The 18281-nt window shown below is 68.6% G+C and carries 15 protein-coding genes; 13 read left to right on the top strand and 2 right to left on the bottom strand.

The window, feature by feature from the left end; genetic code table 11:
- The first annotated feature begins 48 nt into the window (after nt 1-48).
- From eccA to eccE, 11 genes are read left to right on the top strand one after another with little or no spacing between them, the layout of a single operon-like run.
- Complete coding sequence (gene eccA / locus ACWEFV_RS06075; RefSeq protein ID WP_450069448.1) at nt 49-1818, top strand: type VII secretion AAA-ATPase EccA; 1770 nt, start codon at nt 49-51, stop codon at nt 1816-1818.
- Complete coding sequence (gene eccB / locus ACWEFV_RS06070; protein ID WP_450069447.1) at nt 1815-3371, top strand: type VII secretion protein EccB; 1557 nt, start codon at nt 1815-1817, stop codon at nt 3369-3371. The genes eccA and eccB overlap by 4 nt, the downstream gene beginning before the upstream one ends.
- Entirely contained in the window at nt 3368-7336 is a 3969-nt protein-coding gene (gene eccCa, locus ACWEFV_RS06065) for a type VII secretion protein EccCa (protein ID WP_450069446.1), read from the top strand. Before eccB ends, eccCa begins: the two co-directional genes overlap by 4 nt.
- Nucleotides 7336-7647: a PE family protein gene (locus ACWEFV_RS06060; protein ID WP_135451872.1), complete on the top strand. Its 312-nt coding sequence runs from the start codon at nt 7336-7338 to the stop codon at nt 7645-7647. Before eccCa ends, ACWEFV_RS06060 begins: the two co-directional genes overlap by 1 nt.
- Nucleotide 7648: 1 nt before the next feature.
- Nucleotides 7649-9226: a PPE domain-containing protein gene (locus ACWEFV_RS06055; protein ID WP_450069445.1), complete on the top strand. Its 1578-nt coding sequence runs from the start codon at nt 7649-7651 to the stop codon at nt 9224-9226.
- Between the two features lie 49 nt (nt 9227-9275).
- Nucleotides 9276-9569, top strand: coding sequence for a type VII secretion system protein EsxG (esxG, locus tag ACWEFV_RS06050; protein WP_067765159.1), 294 nt, complete (start codon nt 9276-9278; stop codon nt 9567-9569).
- A 29-nt stretch (nt 9570-9598) separates the two neighbouring features.
- Entirely contained in the window at nt 9599-9886 is a 288-nt protein-coding gene (locus ACWEFV_RS06045) for a WXG100 family type VII secretion target (protein ID WP_135451874.1), read from the top strand.
- A gap of 12 nt (nt 9887-9898) precedes the next feature.
- Nucleotides 9899-10792 carry an ESX secretion-associated protein EspG gene (locus ACWEFV_RS06040; protein ID WP_450069444.1) on the top strand — a complete coding sequence of 298 codons (894 nt, stop codon included), beginning with the start codon at nt 9899-9901 and terminating at the stop codon, nt 10790-10792.
- A 2-nt stretch (nt 10793-10794) separates the two neighbouring features.
- Nucleotides 10795-12222 (top strand): type VII secretion integral membrane protein EccD, encoded by a 1428-nt coding sequence (gene eccD / locus ACWEFV_RS06035; RefSeq protein ID WP_450069443.1) that lies wholly within the window; start codon nt 10795-10797, stop codon nt 12220-12222.
- A gap of 7 nt (nt 12223-12229) precedes the next feature.
- Nucleotides 12230-13609 carry a type VII secretion-associated serine protease mycosin gene (gene mycP, locus ACWEFV_RS06030; RefSeq protein ID WP_450069442.1) on the top strand — a complete coding sequence of 460 codons (1380 nt, stop codon included), beginning with the start codon at nt 12230-12232 and terminating at the stop codon, nt 13607-13609.
- A complete protein-coding gene (gene eccE / locus ACWEFV_RS06025) occupies nt 13606-14520 on the top strand; it encodes a type VII secretion protein EccE (RefSeq protein WP_450069441.1) in 915 nt (304 codons plus the stop codon). Before mycP ends, eccE begins: the two co-directional genes overlap by 4 nt.
- On the opposite strand, the gene ACWEFV_RS06020 is transcribed toward eccE, so the two are convergent.
- Both ACWEFV_RS06020 and ACWEFV_RS06015 read right to left on the bottom strand, forming a co-directional pair.
- Nucleotides 14476-15666, bottom strand: a complete 1191-nt coding sequence (locus ACWEFV_RS06020) for an alpha/beta hydrolase family protein (RefSeq protein ID WP_450069440.1) — start codon at nt 15664-15666, stop codon at nt 14476-14478. The two genes, eccE and ACWEFV_RS06020, sit on opposite strands and share 45 nt — an antisense overlap.
- Nucleotides 15667-15689: 23 nt before the next feature.
- On the bottom strand, nt 15690-16568 hold the full coding sequence (locus ACWEFV_RS06015) for an amidohydrolase family protein (RefSeq protein ID WP_450069439.1): 879 nt from the start codon (nt 16566-16568) through the stop codon (nt 15690-15692).
- Between the two features lie 47 nt (nt 16569-16615).
- On the opposite strand from ACWEFV_RS06015, the gene ACWEFV_RS06010 reads away from it, so the two are divergent.
- Together ACWEFV_RS06010 and ACWEFV_RS06005 are read left to right on the top strand one after the other, a co-directional pair.
- The gene (locus ACWEFV_RS06010) at nt 16616-17380 is read left to right on the top strand and encodes a trans-aconitate 2-methyltransferase (RefSeq protein ID WP_450069438.1); all 765 of its coding nucleotides are present in this window, start codon (nt 16616-16618) and stop codon (nt 17378-17380) included.
- Nucleotides 17381-17433: 53 nt separating this feature from the next.
- Nucleotides 17434-18276, top strand: a complete 843-nt coding sequence (locus tag ACWEFV_RS06005) for an alpha/beta fold hydrolase (protein ID WP_450069437.1) — start codon at nt 17434-17436, stop codon at nt 18274-18276.
- Nucleotides 18277-18281: the final 5 nt, after the last annotated feature.

Below are 18281 nucleotides of genomic sequence, written 5' to 3'. Positions count from 1 at the left end.
GACACGCTTGCGGCTCCAACACAGGGAGCGCCCCGGCTCGATCGCGATGTGATCAGCCGCTTCGCCACATGTTGTCGTGCGCTGGGCTTGACGGTGAACGACCGGCAACGGCCGGCCGATCTCGACGCAGCCCGCGCCGGCTTTGCTGGTCTGACGCGGATCGCGCATGACCACTGTGATGCCTGGACCGGCCTGGCCGCCGCGGGCGATGTGTCCGAACCGGTCATCGACGCCGTGTGGCGCACCCGGGGCAGCGCCGGTCTGCTGCAACGGGAGATCGATCTGGCTGCCGGCGACCTCGGGTTCACCTATGACAGTGGGCTGTACCTGCAGTTCCGGGCCGTCGATGTCGACGACTTCCAGCTCGCCTACGCCGCGGGGCGCTATGCCTCGGGTGCACGGGCCGAGGCCGACGCGCTGGTGGCCGAACTGCTGGCCCGTCGCCCCGGGTGGCTGAACGCCACCTGGCTCCGGGTGGCGTTCAACCACCACGCCGAGCGCTGGTCCGATGTGGTGCGTCTGCTCACCCCGGTCGTCACCAACCCGTCGCTCGACGAGGTCACCGCGCACGCCGCACGTGTCACCCTCGGCATCGCGCTGGCGCGCCTCGGCATGCTGGCACCCGCGCTGTCGTACTTGGAGGACCCGTCCGGCCCGATCGCGGTGGCGGCGCTCGACGGCGCGCTGGCCAAGGGGCTGACCTTGCGCTCGCAGGGCGAGGACGAGGACGCCAACGAAGTACTGCAGGACCTCTTCGCGGCCCACCCGGAGAACAAGCAGGTCGAAGAGGCCCTTTTGGATTCGTCCTTCGGGCTGCTCATCACCACCGCCGCACGCATCGACGCCCGAACCGATCCGTGGGACCCGGATACCGAACCGACCGAGTCGGACTTCGTCGACCCGGGTGCCAAGGAGCGCAAGGCGCACCTGCTCGTCGAGGCCGAAGCCGAGCTGGCCGAGTTCATCGGTCTGGAAGAAGTGAAGTTCCAGGTGGCGCGGCTCAAGAGTTCGGTCGCCATGTCGATCCGTCGCCAGGAACGCGGACTGGCCGTGGCCCAGCGCACCAACCACCTGGTGTTCGCGGGTCCTCCCGGTACGGGTAAGACCACCATCGCCCGCGTCGTCGCCAAGATCTATTGCGGCCTGGGGCTTCTCAAGAAGGAGACGGTCCGCGAGGTGCACCGTGCCGATCTGATCGGCCAGCACATCGGTGAGACCGAGGCCAAGACCAACGCGATCATCGACAGCGCGCTCGACGGCGTGTTGTTCCTCGACGAGGCCTACGCGCTGGTGTCCACCGGAGCCAAGAACGACTTCGGTCTGGTCGCCATCGACACGCTGCTGGCCCGCATGGAGAACGACCGCGACCGGCTCGTCGTGATCGTCGCGGGGTACCGCAAGGACCTCGACATGTTCCTGGACACCAACGAAGGTCTGCGCTCGCGCTTCACCCGCAGCATCGATTTCCCGTCGTACTCCTCGTCCGAACTCGTCGAGATCGCCGAGCGGATGGCCGAGAAGCGCGACAGCACGTTCGAGAAGGCCGCCCACGACGACATGGAGAAGCTGTTCGGCTATCTGGCCGCAGCCACCATGCCGGACACCAACGGTGTGCCGCGGCGCAGCCTCGACATCGCCGGTAACGGCCGCTTCGTCCGCAACCTGGTCGAGCGTTCCGAGGAGGAGCGCGAGTACCGCCTCGATCATTCCGACCACGACGACTTCACCGACGAGGAGATGATGACGATCACCGCCGGTGACGTGAACAACTCGGCTGCCCCGCTGCTGCGTGGCCTGGGCCTGACGGTGCCCGCATGACCACCCAGGGACCTGACGAGCGCCGCTCCTTCTCCTCCCGCACACCGTCCAACGACAACCCCGATCAGGTCGCCTACCGGCGTGGCTTCGTCACGCGTCATCAGGTCTCGGGCTGGCGATTCGTCATGCGCCGCATCGCTTCCGGCGTGGCGCTGCACGACACCCGCATGCTGGTCGACCCGTTGCGTACGCAGAGCCGGGCGGTGCTGACCGGCGCGCTGATCCTGGTCACCGGCCTGGTCGGCTGCTTCATCTTCTCGTTGATCCGCCCCGGCGGGACGGCCGGTAACGACACCGTGCTGGCCGACCGGTCCACCGCGGCGCTGTATGTGCGCGTGGGTGAACAGCTGCATCCGGTGCTCAACCTGACCTCGGCCCGGCTGATCACCGGCAAGGCGGACAACCCGAGCACCGTCAAGACCAGTGAGATCGACAAGTACCCGCGAGGCAACCTGCTCGGTATCCCCGGTGCGCCCGAACGGATGGTGCAGAGCACCAGTGCCGACGCGGATTGGACTGTGTGCGACAGCAATACGGGAACGACCGCCGGAGTCACGCTGATCGCTGGAACGCTCGGATCCGGTGAGGAGCGGGCCCTGCCGCTGACGGCGGGCCAGGCCGTGCTCGTGCACCACAGCGGCGGCCCCACCCCAGGTGACTGGCTGCTGTGGGACGGCAAGCGCAGCCCGATCGACCTGAACAACCGTGCCGTCACCGATGCACTCGGTTTCGGCTCCGACATCCCGGCCCCGCGGCCGATCGCGGCGGGCCTGTTCAACGCGATCCCCGAGGCGCCCGCACTGACCGCGCCGGCGATCGCCGGGGCGGGTGCGCCCGCACAGTTCGAACTGTCGACGCCGGCGCCGGTGGGCGCGGTGGTCTCGGCCGCCGAGGCTGACAACACCGTCCGCTACTACGCGGTGCTGTCCGACGGCCTGCAGCCGATCTCCCCGGTGCTCGCCGCGATCATGCGCAACACCGATTCCTTTGGGCTGCAACAGCCGCCGCGACTCGGAGCCGACGAGGTGGCCCGCACCCCAGCGGTCCACAGCATCGACACCGCTGCCTACCCGGACCGGGCGCTCGAGCTCGTGTCCGCCTCGGCGGCCCCGGTGACCTGCGCCCAGTGGAGCAAGCCGGCGGGTGCCACCGAGAGCCGACTGAGCCTGCTGTCCGGTGCGGTCGTGCCGGTTCCTGCCGGACAGCGCAGCGTCGACCTGGTCGGGGCGGGCGCCAACGGTGCCGCCAGCCGCGTCGCACTGGCACCCGGCACCGGGTACCTGGTGCAGACCGTGGGTGCCGAGCCCGGATCGCCGACCGCCGGATCACAGTTCTGGGTCAGCGACACCGGTGTGCGCTACGGCATCGACACCACCGGTGACCACGACAAAACCCTTGCCGCGCTTGGCCTCACCGCGCCGGCCCTACCCATCCCGTGGTCGATCCTGACGCAGTTCGCGGCCGGTCCGACCCTGTCCCGTGGCGACGCCCTGACCGCTCATGATGCGCTGTCGTCCAACGCAAATGCTGCCCGCCTGGAGGGAACTCGATGAGCCGGCTGATTTTCGAGCACCAGCGCAGGCTGGCTCCACCTACCACCCGCAAGGGCACCATCACCATCGAGCCGCCACCGCAGCTGCCGCGGTTGGTTCCGCCGTCGCTGCTGCGTCGCGTGCTGCCGTTCCTGATCGTCATCCTGATCGTCGGCATGATCGTGGCGTTGGTGGCCACCGGTATGCGGATGATCTCGCCGACGACGCTGTTCTTCCCGTTCGTGCTGCTGCTGGCGGCCACCGCGATGTACCGCGGGTCGGACAACAAGATGCGCACCGAGGAGGTCGACGCCGAGCGCGCCGACTACCTGCGCTACCTGTCGGTGGTACGGGACAACGTCCGTGCTCATGCCGCCGAGCAGCGTGCGGCGCTGGAGTGGTCGCACCCGGAACCCGAGGCGCTGGCCATCATTCCGGGCACCCGTCGGCAGTGGGAGCGCGATCCGCGCGACCGTGACTTCCTGGTGCTGCGCGCCGGGCTGCACGATGTGCCGCTGGATGCGGCGTTGAAGGTCAAGGACACGGCCGACGAGATCGACCTGGAACCGGTGTCGCACAGCACCCTTCGCGGTCTGCTCGACGTGCAGCGCACCGTGCGCGACGCCCCCGCCGGCATCGACGTCACCAAGCTCGCCCGGATCACCGTGATCGGTGAGGCCGAGGAAGTCCGCGACGCGCTGCGGGCCTGGATCGCCCAGGCCGTCACCTGGCACGACCCGACCATGCTCGGGGTGGCGCTGGCCTCGCCCGATGTGGACGCCGATGACTGGTCGTGGCTGAAATGGCTGCCGCACGTGGATATTCCGTCCCAGGCCGACGGCGTCGGCCCGGCCCGGTACCTGACCACCGGTGTGACGGAGCTTCGCGGACAACTCGATTCGGCCCTGGCCGGGCGGCCGGCATTCCCCGCCGAGGCGGATCAGGCGCTGAAGCACCTGCTGGTCGTGCTCGACGACCCCGAGGCCGACCCCGACGACATCGCGCGGAAGCCGGGCCTGACCGGGGTGACCGTGATCCACCGCAGCGACAAGCTGCCCAACCGCGAGCAGTACCCCGATCCCGAGCGGCCCATCCTGCGGGTCACCGAGGGCCGGATCGAGCGGTGGCAGAGCAGCGGATGGCAGCCCTACGTCGACAAGGCCGACGCGATGTCGGCCGCCGCGGCCGCCCACATCGCGCGGCGGTTGTCGCGCTGGGACTCCAACCCCGGCTACGTGCGGTCGACCGCTACCGGCGGCGCCACCTTCACCACGCTGCTCGACATCCCGGATGCCGCGGCGCTGGATGTCGCCGACCTGTGGGCTCCGCGCAACCGCGACGACGAACTACGGGTGCCGATCGGCGTCACCGCCACCGGCGAGCCGCTGTACTTCGACCTCAAGGACGAGGCCGAGGGGGGCATGGGTCCGCACGGTCTGATGATCGGTATGACCGGCTCGGGCAAGTCCCAGACGCTGATGTCGATCCTGTTGTCGCTGTTGACCACTCACTCCGCCGAGCGGCTCATCGTGATCTACGCCGACTTCAAGGGCGAGGCCGGCGCCGACATCTTCCGCAACTTCCCGCAGGTCGTCGCGGTCATCTCGAACATGGCCGAGAAGCGGTCGCTGGCCGACCGGTTCGCCGACACCCTGCGCGGTGAGGTGGCCCGCCGTGAGCAGATGCTCAAGGAGGCCGGCCGGCGGGTTCAGGGCAGCGCCTTCAACTCGGTCACCGAGTACGAGGCCGCCATCGCAGCCGGACATGATCTGCCCCCGATGCCGACGCTGTTCGTGGTCGCCGACGAGTTCACCCTGATGCTGGCCGAGCATCCCGAGTACGCGGATCTGTTCGATTACGTTGCGCGCAAGGGCCGCTCGTTCCGGATTCACATCCTGTTCGCGTCGCAGACCCTGGACATCGGCCGGATCAAGGACATCGACAAGAACACGTCGTACCGGATCGGCCTGAAGGTGTCGAGCCCCAGCATCTCCCGTCAGATCATCGGGGTCGAGGATGCCTATCACATCGAATCGGGTCGCGAGCACAAAGGCGAGGGCTTCCTGGTGCCCGCGCCGGGTGCGGTGCCGGTCAAGTTCCGCAGCACCTACGTCGACGGCATCTACGATCCGCCGCGCGCGGAGAAGTCGATCGTGGTGCGGGCCCTGCCGCAGCCGCAGCTGTTCACCGCCTCGCGCGTCGAGCCCGAGCCCGACACTGTGATCGTCACCAACGAGCCGGAATTCGACGCCGCGCCGCCGCGCAAGCTGATCGCCACCATCGGCGACCAGCTGGCCGCCTACGGCCCGCAGGCACCCAAGCTGTGGCTGCCGCCGCTGGACGACGCGATCGCCCTGGACGACGTTCTGGCCCGTACCGAGGTGGAGCCCGGTCAACTGCGTTGGCCGCTGGGCGAAATCGACAAGCCGTTCGAGATGCGCCGGGAAGCCTTGGTGTTCGACGCGAACTCGTCGGCAGCCAACGTCCTGATCCACGGCGGCCCGCGATCCGGCAAGTCGACCGCGCTGCAGACGTTCGTCTTGTCGGCCGCGGCGCTGCACTCGCCGAGCGAAGTGAGCTTCTACTGCCTGGACTACGGCGGCGGACAGCTCGCCGGCCTGGAGGACCTGGCCCACGTCGGCAGTGTGGCCACCCCGCTGGAGCCCGAGCGCATCCGCCGTACCTTCGGCGAGCTCGAGCAGCTGCTGCAGGCCCGTCAGCGCCAGGGCGCGGTGAGCCGGGTGGGCAGCTATGCCGATGGGTATGGCGAAGTCTTCTTGGTCATCGACAACCTGTACGCGTTCAGCCGGGACAACACGGATACGTTCAACACCCGTAACCCGTTGCTGGCCAGGGTGACCGAGCTGGCCAACACCGGGCTGGCCTACGGCATCCACGTCGTGATCACCACGCCGAACTGGCTGGAGGTGCCGCTGGCGATGCGTGACGGCCTGGGCCTGCGCCTGGAGCTCAAGCTGCACGACAGCCACGACAGCATCGTGCGCGTGGTGGGTGCGCTGCGTCGGCCGGCCGATTCGGTACCCGCCGATCAGCCGGGCCGCGGCCTGACGATGGCCGCCGAGCACTTCCTGTTCGCCGAGCCGCAGTTGAGCGACATCGCCGTCATCAACGCCCGCTACTCGGGACAGAGCGCACCGCCGGTGCGCCTGCTGCCCACCGCCCTGGCCCCGGCCGCGCTGGCGCCGCTATACCCGGCGCCCGAGCAGGTGGTCATCGGGCAGCGTGAAGAGGATCTGGCACCGGTGTTGCTCGACTTCAAGAACAACCCGCTGCTGGCCGTGTTCGGCGATACGAGGTCGGGCAAGACCACGCTGCTGCGTCACATCATCCGGACCATCCGCGAGAACTCGCGGCCGGACGAGGTGGCCTTCACGGTGATCGACCGGCGGCTGCATCTGGTGGAGGAGCCGTTGTTCCCGGACAACGAGTACACCGCCAACATCGACCGCGTGCTGCCGGCGATGCTGGGTCTGTCGGCCCTCATCGAAAAGCGCCGTCCGCCGGCCGGTTTGAGCCCGCAGGAGCTCAGCGCCTGGCGTCAGCGGACGGCTCCGGATGGCCACATCCACTACCTGATCATCGACGACGTGGACCAGATCCCCGACGGACCCGCGGTCAGCGGGCCGTTCGCGGGGCAGCGCCCGTGGACCAACATCGTGGGTCTGCTGGCCGAGGCCTCCGATCTGGGTCTGCGCGTGATCGTGACGGCCCGGGCCACCGGATCGGCGCACGCCGTGATGACCGCGGCGCTGCTGCGTCGCCTCAATGATCTGCAAGCGACCACGTTGATGCTGTCGGGCAATCCCGCCGACAGCGGCAAGCTCCGCGGGCACCGGTTCGCCCGGTTCCCCGCGGGACGCGGCATGTTGCTCGGCGACGGCGACGCGCCCGAGTTCGTCCAGCTCGTCAACCCACTCATCGATGACGCGGCGCTGTCCGTGAACAACGGGAGAAAGGAATTCTGATGACATTGCGGGTAGTTCCGGAAGGATTGACCGCCGCGAGTGCGGCCGTGGAGGCGCTCACCGCGCGTCTGGCCGCCGCTCACGCCGCGGCCGCCCCCCTGGTCTCGGCGGTGATCCCGCCTGCCGCGGATGCGGTGTCGTTGCAGACCGCGACGGGGTTCAGCGTGCACGGCGCCCAGCACTCGACGCTGGCCGCCCAGGGCGTCGAGGAGCTCGGCCGCTCGGGTGCCGGCGTCGCGGAGTCCGGCGCCAGCTACGTCACCGGTGACGCGATGGCTGCCTCGTCCTACATGATTGCGCGCGGCCTCTGACATGACCGCCCCCATCTGGATGGCCTTACCACCCGAGGTGCACTCGACGCTGCTCTCCAGCGGTCCGGGCGCCGGGTCGTTGCTGGCCGCAGCGGGGGCCTGGCATTCGCTGAGCACTGAATATGCCTCGGCGGCAGCAGAACTCACCAGCGTGTTGGGCGGGGTGCAAGCCGGGTCGTGGGAGGGCCCGAGTTCGGAGCAGTACGTCGCCGCCCACGGGCCGTACCTGACCTGGCTGGCGCAGCAGAGTGCGAACAGCGCGGCGGTGGCCGTGCAGCATGAATCGGCGGCCGCGGCCTACACCACGGCGGTGGCCACCATGCCGACCCTGCCCGAGCTCGCGCTGAACCACGTCGTGCACGGCGTCCTGATCGCCACGAACTTCTTCGGTATCAACATGATTCCGATCGCGGTCAACGAGGCCGACTACGTCCGGATGTGGATCCAGGCGGCCACCACCATGGCCACCTACCAGGCCGTGTCGGGAGCCGCGGTCATGGCGGCCCCGGCCAGCACGCCGTCGCCGATGCTTCTCAAACCCGGTGTGGGGGAGGCAGGTACCGCCTCGGCCAACGCGCGGCAGATGATGGCGCAGGCCACCGCGACGGATTCCGGTTCAGCGTTGACCAGCGCCGACGCGACGGCAGACAGCGAGTACCCGAATCTGCCGCAATGGCTGATCGATTACGTCAAGACGTTGCCCAGCAGCGATCAGCTGCTGAAGTTCCTGAATGATCCGCTCGGCAGCATCCGGGGGATGATCGAGACGCTGCTGACCAATCCGAGTGCCTTCCTCACCGAGTGGGGTCCGATGCTCGGCGCCGTGCTCTATCAGGCGATCTTCCAGCCCGTGGGTTGGGGCACCTGGATCGGTGCTGCGTTGTCGCCCTTCCTGGTACCTCTCCTCGGGATCGGCCTTGCCTTCTTGGGATTGCTCGACCTGCTCCCCACCGACGCCCCGGCAGATGTTCCCGCCGAGGCCGATGCACCGCCGGTGCCGATGCGGGCTGATCAGGGGTTGCCGATGGCGGGCCTGGGCCCGGCGGGGATCGGCGCCGGGGTACCGGCCGCTCCGGCGGGCGCACCCGCTGCCGGTGCGGGTGGGGTCGCGGCGCCGGCTCCGGTCGCGGCCGCGGCGTTCGCACCATATGCGGTGATGGGCAACGACCCCGATGAAGGTTTCAGCCCGACGGTGGGCGGCAAGTCCAGTGCCTCGGCACCGGCCGCCGGAATTCCCGCGGCGGCCTCGGGTGTGGCGGCGTCGCTGGCGGCCCGGCGGAAGCGCCGGCGCAAGCGGGGCGCGGCACTGGAGGACCACGCCTACGCGGATGCCTACATGGACTACGAGGAGCCGGATCCGGAGCCCGCGCCTCGGCCGGAACCACGGGTCCGCGCATCTGAAAGCGGCGCAGGGACGATGGGATTCACCGGCACCGAGACGAAATCCGATGCGGCCGCGGCCGGCTTGACCAACTTGGCCGGCGAGAGATTCGACGAGAGCCCCGTCTCGCCGATGCTGCCCGGTTCCTGGGACCCCGATGCGGCCCCGGGTGTTCCGGAAGGGGGTTCGCGCAGCTGACCAGACCGCTCTTGCATGACCATCCACCAACGATCCGAAAGGAAACACCATGAGTCTGTTGGACGCTCACATCCCCCAGCTGATTGCCTCCGAGGCCGCGTTCGGCGCCAAGGCCGCCCTGATGCGCAGCACCATCGCGCAGGCCGAGCAGGCCGCCATGTCGTCGCAGGCCTACCACATGGGTGAGGCCTCCGCCGCGTTCCAGGCCGCACACGCCCGCTTCGTCGAGGTGTCGGCCAAGGTCAACGCGCTGCTCGACATCGCGCAGCTCAACCTCGGCGACGCCGCGGGCACCTACGTCGCCCAGGATGCCGCCGCCGCCAGCACCTACACCTCGGTCTAGCCGAACACTCAACGGATACAGGAGTTTTCATGTCTCAGATCATGTACAACTACCCGGCCATGCTGGCTCACGCCGGGGAGATGAACACCTACTCGGGCGCTCTGCACGCCGTCGGCGCCGACATCGCCGCCGAGCAGGCCGCGCTGAGCAGTGCCTGGCAGGGTGACACCGCCATGACCTACCAGGCCTGGCAGGCGCAGTGGAACCAGGCCATGGAAGAGCTGACCCGGGCCTACCGAGCGATGGCGTCCACTCACGAGATGAACACCATGTCGATGAGCGCACGCGACGCGGCTGAAGGGGCCAAGTGGGGCTGATGCCGGGCACAAGTGGGAGCTAACGCGGTCGAGCTGACCACCGATCAGGCCTGGTACCTCGCCGAGGTACTCGGCGCCGGGGCGTACCCGTGGGTGTTGGCCATCACGCCGCCCTACAGCGAACCGGCGCAGCGGTTCGGCTTTGCCGCCGAGCAGACCGCTGAACTGACCAGGATGGGTGTGCTCGACGCCAGTGGTGGGGTCAATCCGCGGGTGGCGCAATGGGTTCGGCTGGCTTGCCGGGCAACCCAGTGGCTCGACCTGCGGTTTGTCTCCGGTCCGGGGGATCTGCTGCGCGGGATTGTTTCGCGGTCAGGTGACCAGACCGTCGTCGTGTTGCGCAACGCGCAGCTGGTGACCTTCACCGAGATGGACATCCACCACCCCCACGCGCTGGTCCCGGTGCTCACCGCCGGTCTGTCGCAACGCAGGCCGGCGCGGTTCGGGGAGTTCGCGCTGCCGGCCGCGGCCGGTGCCCGCGCCGACGAGCAGATCCGCAACGGCACCCCGCTGATCGAAGTGCTGGGATTCCTCGGTGTCCCGGCCTCGGCCCGCCCGATCGTGGAATCGGTGTTCGACGGACGGCGTACCTACGTCGAGATCGTCGCCGGAGAACACCGTGACGGTCACCGGGTCACCACCCAGGTGGGGGTCAGCATCATCGACACCCCCGAGGGACGGATTCTGGTCTCCCCGTCAAAAGCCTTTGACGGGGAATGGATCTCGACCTTCACGGCGGGCACTTCCGAAGCGATCGCGATGGCGATCGAACGGCTGACCGCCTCGCTGCCCAGCGGCTCCTGGTTCCCCGACCAGCCGCTCATCCGCGACTTCGACGAAGTTGCGACAACCGAAGACCACGCCCACCGAGATTCACGCTCCATGAGAAGAACCCAGAAAGCATAGGAATGTCCGACAACACTGTGATGCCGATCGTCCGGGTGGCCGTGCTGGCCGCTGGAGACGACGGCGGCCGGCTGACCGAGATGGCACTGCCGTCCGAGCTGCCGTTGCGCGAGATCCTGCCCGCGGTCCAGCGCATCGTGCTCCCCGCCGGGGGCGACGGTGCCGAAGGCGGCGACAACGGCGCCGGCGACCCGGTACGGCTGAGCCTGGCCCCGGTCGGGGGTGCGCCGTACAGCCTGGATGCCACGCTCGACACCGTCGGTGTGGTGGACGGTGATCTGCTTGCGCTGCAAGCCGTTCCCGCCGGGCCGGCTGCCCCGCGCATCGTCGAGGACATCGCCGACGCCGCCGTGATCTTCTCCGCGGCCCGCGAGCGCCCGTGGGGCCCTGCGAACATCGCGCGGTACGCGTCGCTGGCCCTGATCGGGCTGATCCTGGTGGGCACCGGCCTGGCCCTCGCCCACCGCGTGGTGACCGGTGAACTGCTCGGACTGTTCGTCGTCGGCGGCATCGCCATCGCCACCGTGCTGGCCGCGCTGTCGACCAGGGGCCGCTCCCCGGTACTGGCCACCGCGCTGGCCGTCACCGCGCTGGTTCCTGTCGCGGCGGTGTTCGCGCTCGGTGTGCCAGGCGATTTCGGTGCGCCCAGCATTCTGCTGGCGGCGGCCGGAGTCGCCGCATGGTCCTTGATCAGCATGGCGAGCTCGCCCGACGACCGGGGGATAGCGGTGTTCACCGCGACCGCGGTGGCCGGAGCCGGCGTCTTGCTGGTCGCCGGAGCGGCCTCGCTGTGGGAGATCAACTCGACGGTCATCGGGTGCGCGCTGATCGTCATCGCCCTCGTGGTCACCGTTCAGGCCGCCCAGCTGTCCGCGATGTGGGCCCGATTCCCGCTGCCGGTCATCCCGGCGCCGGGCGATCCGTCCCCGTCGGCGCAGCCGCTTTCGGTGCTGGCCGACCTGCCGCGCCGGGTCCGGGTGAGCCAGTCGCATCAGACCGGTGTGATCGCCGCGGGCGTGCTGCTCGGTGTGGCCGGGTCACTGGCGCTGGTCGGTTCGCCGACCGCGTCGCCGTGGGCCTGGTACGTCGTGGTGGCCGGTGCGCTCGGTGCCGCCCTGCGGGCCCGGGTCTGGGACTCGGCCTCGTGCAAGGCATGGCTGCTGGGGCATCCCTACCTGCTGACCGTTGTCTTGTTGGTGGCCTTCGCGATCGACGGCCGCTATCAGGCCGCGTGGTGGGCGCTGGCCGTGCTGGCCGCCCTGGTGGTGGTGTGGGTTGTCGCGGCGCTGAATCCGCGGGCCGCGTCGCCGGACACGTACTCGCTGCCGATGCGCCGCCTGGTCGGCTTCCTGGCCACCGGCCTCGACGCCTCGCTGATTCCGGTGATGGCTTTCCTCATCGGGCTGTTCAGCCTCGTCCTCGACAGGTGATGAATCGGTGATCCACAAGAGCCTGGGTGTTCTGGCGACAGCCGGTCTGGTGCTGTTGGTCGGCTCCCCGTCGGCGGGTGCCGTCAGCCCGCCCGAGGTCGACCCACAGGTCGCCCCGCCGGCCGGCAGTGCCGGTCCGGTGGAGGCGATGGCGCAGCGCTCGGCGTGCGCCACCACCGGCGTGCTGCCGGGTACCGATCCCGGCGCGGTCAACCCGAATCAGTTGGCGCTCAACCTGTCCGGTGCATGGAAGCAGAGCCGCGGACAGGGCCAGACCGTCGCCGTCATCGACACCGGGGTGCAGCCGGGACCCCGGCTGCCTCACGTCGAAGGCGGCGGTGACTTCATCGAGTCCACCGATGGGCTGACCGACTGTGACGGCCACGGCACCTCGGTGGCCGGTCTCATCGCCGGGCAGCCCGGACCCGACGGCTTCTCCGGTGTGGCGCCGGAAGCCCGGCTGATCTCGATCCGGCAGAACTCGCCACGATTTGCCCCGCGCGCAACCGGCACCGATATTGCCGAGGCCCGCGCCGCGGCCGACGTGGCCAGCCTGGCCCGGGCCGTGGTGCGCGCGGCAGACATGGGTGCGCGCGTCATCAACATCTCCGTGGTGACCTGCATGCCCGCCGACAAACACATCGATCAGACCGAACTCGGTGCGGCACTGCGTTATGCGGCGGTCGAGAAGGACGCGGTGATCGTCGCGGCCGCGGGTAACACCCAGGGCGGGGTCACCACCGGATCGGCGTGCGGATCCAATCCGCTTGGCGACGCCGGCGCTCCGGGCGATCCGCGTAACTGGGGCGGCGTCTCCTCGGTTTCCATCCCCTCGTGGTGGCAGCCCTACGTGCTGTCGGTCGGGTCGCTGAACGCGACCGGTCAGCCTTCCGGGTTCACCATGGCCGGGCCATGGGTGGGTATCGCGGCGCCGGGAGAGAACATCTCCTCGGTGAGCAACGCGCCCGGCGGAGGATTGTCCAACGCCATGCCCACCGATCAGGACAAGCTGGTCCCGCTCAACGGCACCAGCTATGCCGCGGCGTACGTATCCGGCGTTGCGGCCCTGGTGCGCAGCAAGTTTCCCGACCTCAACGCGCGGCAGGTGGTGCACCGGCTGACCACGACCGCCCAGGGTGCCGCCCGCTCGCCGTCGAACGTGATCGGTGCCGGCGGTGTCGATCCGGTGGCGGCGCTCACCTGGGACGTCGCCGATATGCCGCTGGACGGTCCGGCGGATCCCGCAGGCAAACCCATTGCCGCACCGGCAGAACCGGCCCCGCGTGACAACACCGGGCGAATCGTCGCTTTCGCCGGTACCGGAGCACTTGCGCTGGCGGCCATCGCCGTTGCGTTCAGCGCATACAGACGGAAGGACCATTCATGACCGCCCGACTTGCGTTGGCGTCCCTGTTCATCGTCGCGGCGGTACTGGCCCGGCCGTGGCAGACCAACACCGAGCGGTGGGTGCTCGGCGTCTCCGTCGCCGCAGTGGTGCTGTTGCTGGCGTGGTGGGGCGGGTTGTTCCTGACGACGCGCATCGCCCGGTGCATCGGGGTGTGGCGGCGCAACCTGGCCAAGAAGCAGCCTGCGGAGGCGGTCGATTCGGAGACCGTCGTGCTGCGGGTCGATCCCGCCGACCCGGCCCAGCTTCCAGTCGTGGTCAGCTACCTGGACCGGTACGGCATCCGCTGTGACAAGGTCCGCGTGACCCACCGCGACGCCGGTGGTGCGCGACGTAGCTGGATCAGCCTGACCGTGGCCGCCACCGACAACCTCGATGCGTTGCGTGCCCGGTCCTCGCGAATCCCGTTGCGGGACACCACGGAAATTGTCGGGCGTCGGCTCGCCGATCATCTGCGCGAGCAAGGCTGGACGGTCACGCTCGTCGACGGGGTGGATTCACCGCTTCCCGACCCGGGCAAGGAAACCTGGCGTGGCGTCAAGGATGACTCCGGATATGTTGCGGCATACCGTGTCAGCGTCAGCGACAAGCTGGAGGCCGTGCTGGCCGAGATCGGCGCGGTGCCGGCCCAGGAGACCTGGACCGCACTGGAGTTCACCGGATCTCCGGCGCAACCGCAGTTGACGGTGGGAGCGGCATTCCGCACCGAGGAGCGGCCGGCACGCAAGGCTCCGCTGGCCGGCCTGAAATCGGCCGCCGGTCGGCATCGCCCGGCGTTGGCAGCGCTGAACCCGTTGTCCGCGGACCGTCTGGACGGCACCCCCGTCGCGGTGCCGAAGGCGGCGGCGTCAGTCGAACATGAAGTCCTGCAGGAAGCGGGTCATCCGGCGTAGGTAGTCCGGCTGGCTCACATGAAGCAGGTGGTTGCCGGGGAACCAGTGGAACGCGCAGCGATCCCAGTGTTCCCACAGCATCTCGGCCTGCTGCGGCGGGGCCAGCCGGTCACCGAGGCCGGTGATGATCAGCCGTCGTTCCTTGGGTACCAGGGGGCGGTAGTTGAGCGGTGAGGCGTACCGCGCCGCCGCCTCCGTCAACGCCGGGTCGGTTCCGGACATGCGCCGTTGCAGGGCCACCAGCTTGTTGGCCGGGAACCACTCGTCGACCGTGCGATCCGGCGTCACCACCGGGACATTCGGGACCACGGCCTGAATCCGGTCGTCCACACTGGCCAGCAGTGCCGAGGTGAAGCCACCCAGGGAGATGCCCGTCAGGGCCACCCGATCGACACCGGTGGACTCCAGGTAGTCGATCACCGAACGGAAGTCGTGCACGGCCTGGGCCATGGCCTCGGAGAAACCGGCGAATCCGTGGGAGAAGTATCCGTAGCCGCTGAACGGTGAGAACCGTTCGGCGCGGCGACCGTGAAACGGCAGGGTGTACAACAACACGTCGTACCCGGAGCGATAGAACCACGGCAAGGACAGGAACAGGCCGTTCGCCAGATACGGCGACCCCATGAACCCGTGGATCACACACAACGTGGGATGCGGCCCGTCATTGTGGCGCCAATGCTGGGCCCGCACAACGTTGTTGCGGGTGAACCCGCTCCAGAGGTCGCGTAGCCCGGGGTTGACCGCGGTGAAGCTGCTGTCGAACCGGATGTTCTCCACCTGGCCGTGGGCGATCATCTCGGCCACCGGATTGGCCGGGCGGGTGGATACCCGGGGTGGCCGGGTGGGCGCCGGGAACGACACCGCCGGATCTTGTGCGGCGGCCAGATCGGCGTAGAAGCGCATGTGGTCGTGCTCGGTCCGCGACGCCGACGGATGCAGCATCGACGCGAGAGTGGTCGGCACCATCGACGTGGCCACGATGGAGGCGACCCCGGTGCGCAACGCGATGTCGGCGATCGCGGAGGCGTCGACGATGGCCCGTTGCCGCAAGGTCAGGTCGGAACGCCGTGGCAGGCCGCGTGCACCGGCTTCGCCGCCGGGGACGTCGGGAACAGGGATCGGGGGTTCCACCGGGTCCGGGTCCACGATTCCCGATGCTAGCTAACTGCTCAGCTCAGCCCGAACAACTTCGCGGCGTTGTCGTGCAGAACATTGCGGCGCCAGGTGTCGTCGACACCCGGCAGGTCGATCAGGTGGTGCACGGCCTCGGCGTACCCGTAGGGGATGTTCGGGAAGTCGCTGCCGAAGAGGATGTGCTCACCCAGGTCTTTCAGCCGGTCCATCTCCGAGGTGGGGAACGGCATCATCTCCTCGACGAACGGGGTGAACGCCATCGTGGTATCCAGTCGCACGTTGTCGTAGCGCTCGGCGAGATCCAGGAACGCGGAGTACTCGGGCATGCCCATGTGCGCGATGATCAGCGGCAGGCGCGGGTAGCGGCCCAACAGCCGGGCGATCGGCTCCGGGCCGGTGAAGTCTCCGGGCGCCGGGCCCGAGCCGCAATGGATGACGACGGGGATACCGGCGTCTTCGATCTGCCCCCAGACCTCGTCGAGCAGGGGATCGTTCGGCTCGTAGTTGCCTACCTGGATGTGCGCCTTGAACACCTCGGTACCTGCGGCGATGGCGTCAGCGACGTAGCTCGCGGCCTGTTCTTCGGGGTAGAACGTGGCGGTGGCCAGGCAATCCGGGGTGTTCTGCGCAAACCCTCGCGCCCACTGGTTCAGCCAGGCCGCCATGTCGGGCTTGTGCGCGTAGATCAGCGAGGAGAACCGGAGGATGCCGAATTCCCGCAGGGTGGCGACCCGCTGCGCCTCGTCGGCGCGGTAGGTGATGGGCCATTCCCGGCCGATCAGCGGGCCCTGGCTGTCGAAGTACTGCCACACCTTGTCCATCACGTTCTTGGGCATGAAGTGGGTGTGTACGTCGACGATGCCGGGCAGGCCCAGCTCGGTCCAGATCTTCCGCACTTTTTTCGATTCATCCATCGCCGACGATCATGCACCGGCCGCCGAGGGCGGGGATGATCGGGTGGGTGTGGAACCCCGAGACGTATCTGACCTTTGCCGACCACCGCGGGCGGCCGTTCTACGACCTGCTCTCGCGGGTTGCGGCAAAGACGCCGCGGCGCGTGGTCGACGTGGGGTGTGGGCCGGGCAACCTGACCGAGACCTTGTTGCAGCGTTGGCCCGGGGCCACGCTGGAGGCCTGGGACAGCTCACCGGAGATGGTCGAGGCCGCGCAGAGCCGTGGGCTCAAGGCACACGCCGGGGCGATCGAGGACTGGAACCCGCGACCCGACACCGACGTGGTGGTCTCCAACGCGGCGTTGCAGTGGGTGCCGTCGCATCGCGAACTCGTGGTGCGCTGGGCCGGTCAGCTGCCGGCCGGGGCGTGGATCGCCTTCCAGGTGCCGGGCAACTTCGATGCGCCCTCCCACCACGCGGTGCGTGCGCTGGCCCGGCGCGAGCCGTTCATCGAGCCGCTGCGTGACATGCCATGGCGTGACGTGGGCCAGGTGGACACGCCCGTTCAATACGCCGGACTGCTGACCGATGCGGGCTGCGTGGTCGATGCCTGGGAGACCACCTATGTGCACCAATTATCCGGTGAGACACCGGTTCTGGACTGGATCACCGGGACGGCTCTGACTCAGGTCAAAGGCCGGCTCAGCGACGAGCTGTGGGAGCAGTACCGCCAGGCGATCATCCCGATGCTGGCCGAGGCGTACCCGAAGCGGGACGACGGCATCACGTTCTTCCCGTTCCGTCGCGTGTTCGTGGTCGCTCAGGTTCGGTAGTCATTACCTACGACGTAATCGATTTTCGGATGGCCGGCGGTGAGCATTGACGCATGCCGACATTCAAGACCGCAGACCGCACCGACATCCACTACACCGACACCGGGTCCGGACCGGTCCGGGTCTTCACCCACTCGTGGGGACTCAATGCGGGCCAGTGGGATCAGATCATCGAACATCTGGTGGACAAGGGTTTTCGGTGTGTCAGCTACGACCGGCGCGGCCACGGAAGTTCTGGTGCCTACGAGGGCGAGTGGACGGTGGATCTGCTTGCCGACGACCTGGCCGCGCTGTTCGATCACCTGGATCTCGACGACGTCACGTTGGTCGGGCACTCCCTGGGATGCGGTGAGATCGTGCGCTACCTCAGTCGACACGGGGTGGACCGGGTGGATCACGCGGTGCTCGTGGCACCTCAGCTCCCGATGGTGGTGAAGGCGGAGGACAACCCGGACGGTGTCGATGAGGCCATCCTCGACGCGGTAACCGCCGAGCTGGAACGCGATGTGCGGCAATGGTGTGTCGACAACGCCGCCCCCTTCTTCGGAGACCACGAGGTGTCGCCCGAGGTGGTCGAGTGGACCGTGGACCAGGTCGCCGACCTGCCCGTTGAGACTCTGGTCGGCACCCAGCAGATGGGCGCCCACGCCGACTACCGTGCCGAGCTTGCCGACCTCGATCTTCCGGTTCGGGTGATCCAGGGCGATGCCGATGTGTCGACGCCCATCGAGCTCTCCGGGCGTCCCACGGTCGCGCTGCTGCCGAACGCGGAGCTCATCGAGATCCCCGGCGCCGCCCACGGGCTGTATGTCACCCACCTCGACCACGTCATCGCCGCGATTTGTGGAGTTTCAGCCGTGCTCGATACGGCCAAGACTCCACAAATCACGAGTTAGTCCGC

The organism is Mycobacterium sp. NPDC004974, assembly GCF_053600815.1.
This window is presented reverse-complemented; position numbering and strand designations above follow the sequence as displayed.

Bases quoted from the DNA above. Each gene is read 5' to 3' on its own strand.
- eccB (WP_450069447.1), top strand. From the start codon at position 1,815: ATGACCACCCAGGGACCTGACGAGCGCCGCTCCTTCTCCTCCCGCACA.
- eccCa (WP_450069446.1), top strand. From the start codon at position 3,368: ATGAGCCGGCTGATTTTCGAGCACCAGCGCAGGCTGGCTCCACCTACC.
- ACWEFV_RS06060 (WP_135451872.1), top strand. From the start codon at position 7,336: ATGACATTGCGGGTAGTTCCGGAAGGATTGACCGCCGCGAGTGCGGCC.
- ACWEFV_RS06055 (WP_450069445.1), top strand. From the start codon at position 7,649: ATGACCGCCCCCATCTGGATGGCCTTACCACCCGAGGTGCACTCGACG.
- esxG (WP_067765159.1), top strand. From the start codon at position 9,276: ATGAGTCTGTTGGACGCTCACATCCCCCAGCTGATTGCCTCCGAGGCC.
- ACWEFV_RS06045 (WP_135451874.1), top strand. From the start codon at position 9,599: ATGTCTCAGATCATGTACAACTACCCGGCCATGCTGGCTCACGCCGGG.
- eccD (WP_450069443.1), top strand. From the start codon at position 10,795: ATGTCCGACAACACTGTGATGCCGATCGTCCGGGTGGCCGTGCTGGCC.
- eccE (WP_450069441.1), top strand. From the start codon at position 13,606: ATGACCGCCCGACTTGCGTTGGCGTCCCTGTTCATCGTCGCGGCGGTA.
- ACWEFV_RS06015 (WP_450069439.1), bottom strand. From the start codon at position 16,568: ATGGATGAATCGAAAAAAGTGCGGAAGATCTGGACCGAGCTGGGCCTG.
- ACWEFV_RS06005 (WP_450069437.1), top strand. From the start codon at position 17,434: ATGCCGACATTCAAGACCGCAGACCGCACCGACATCCACTACACCGAC.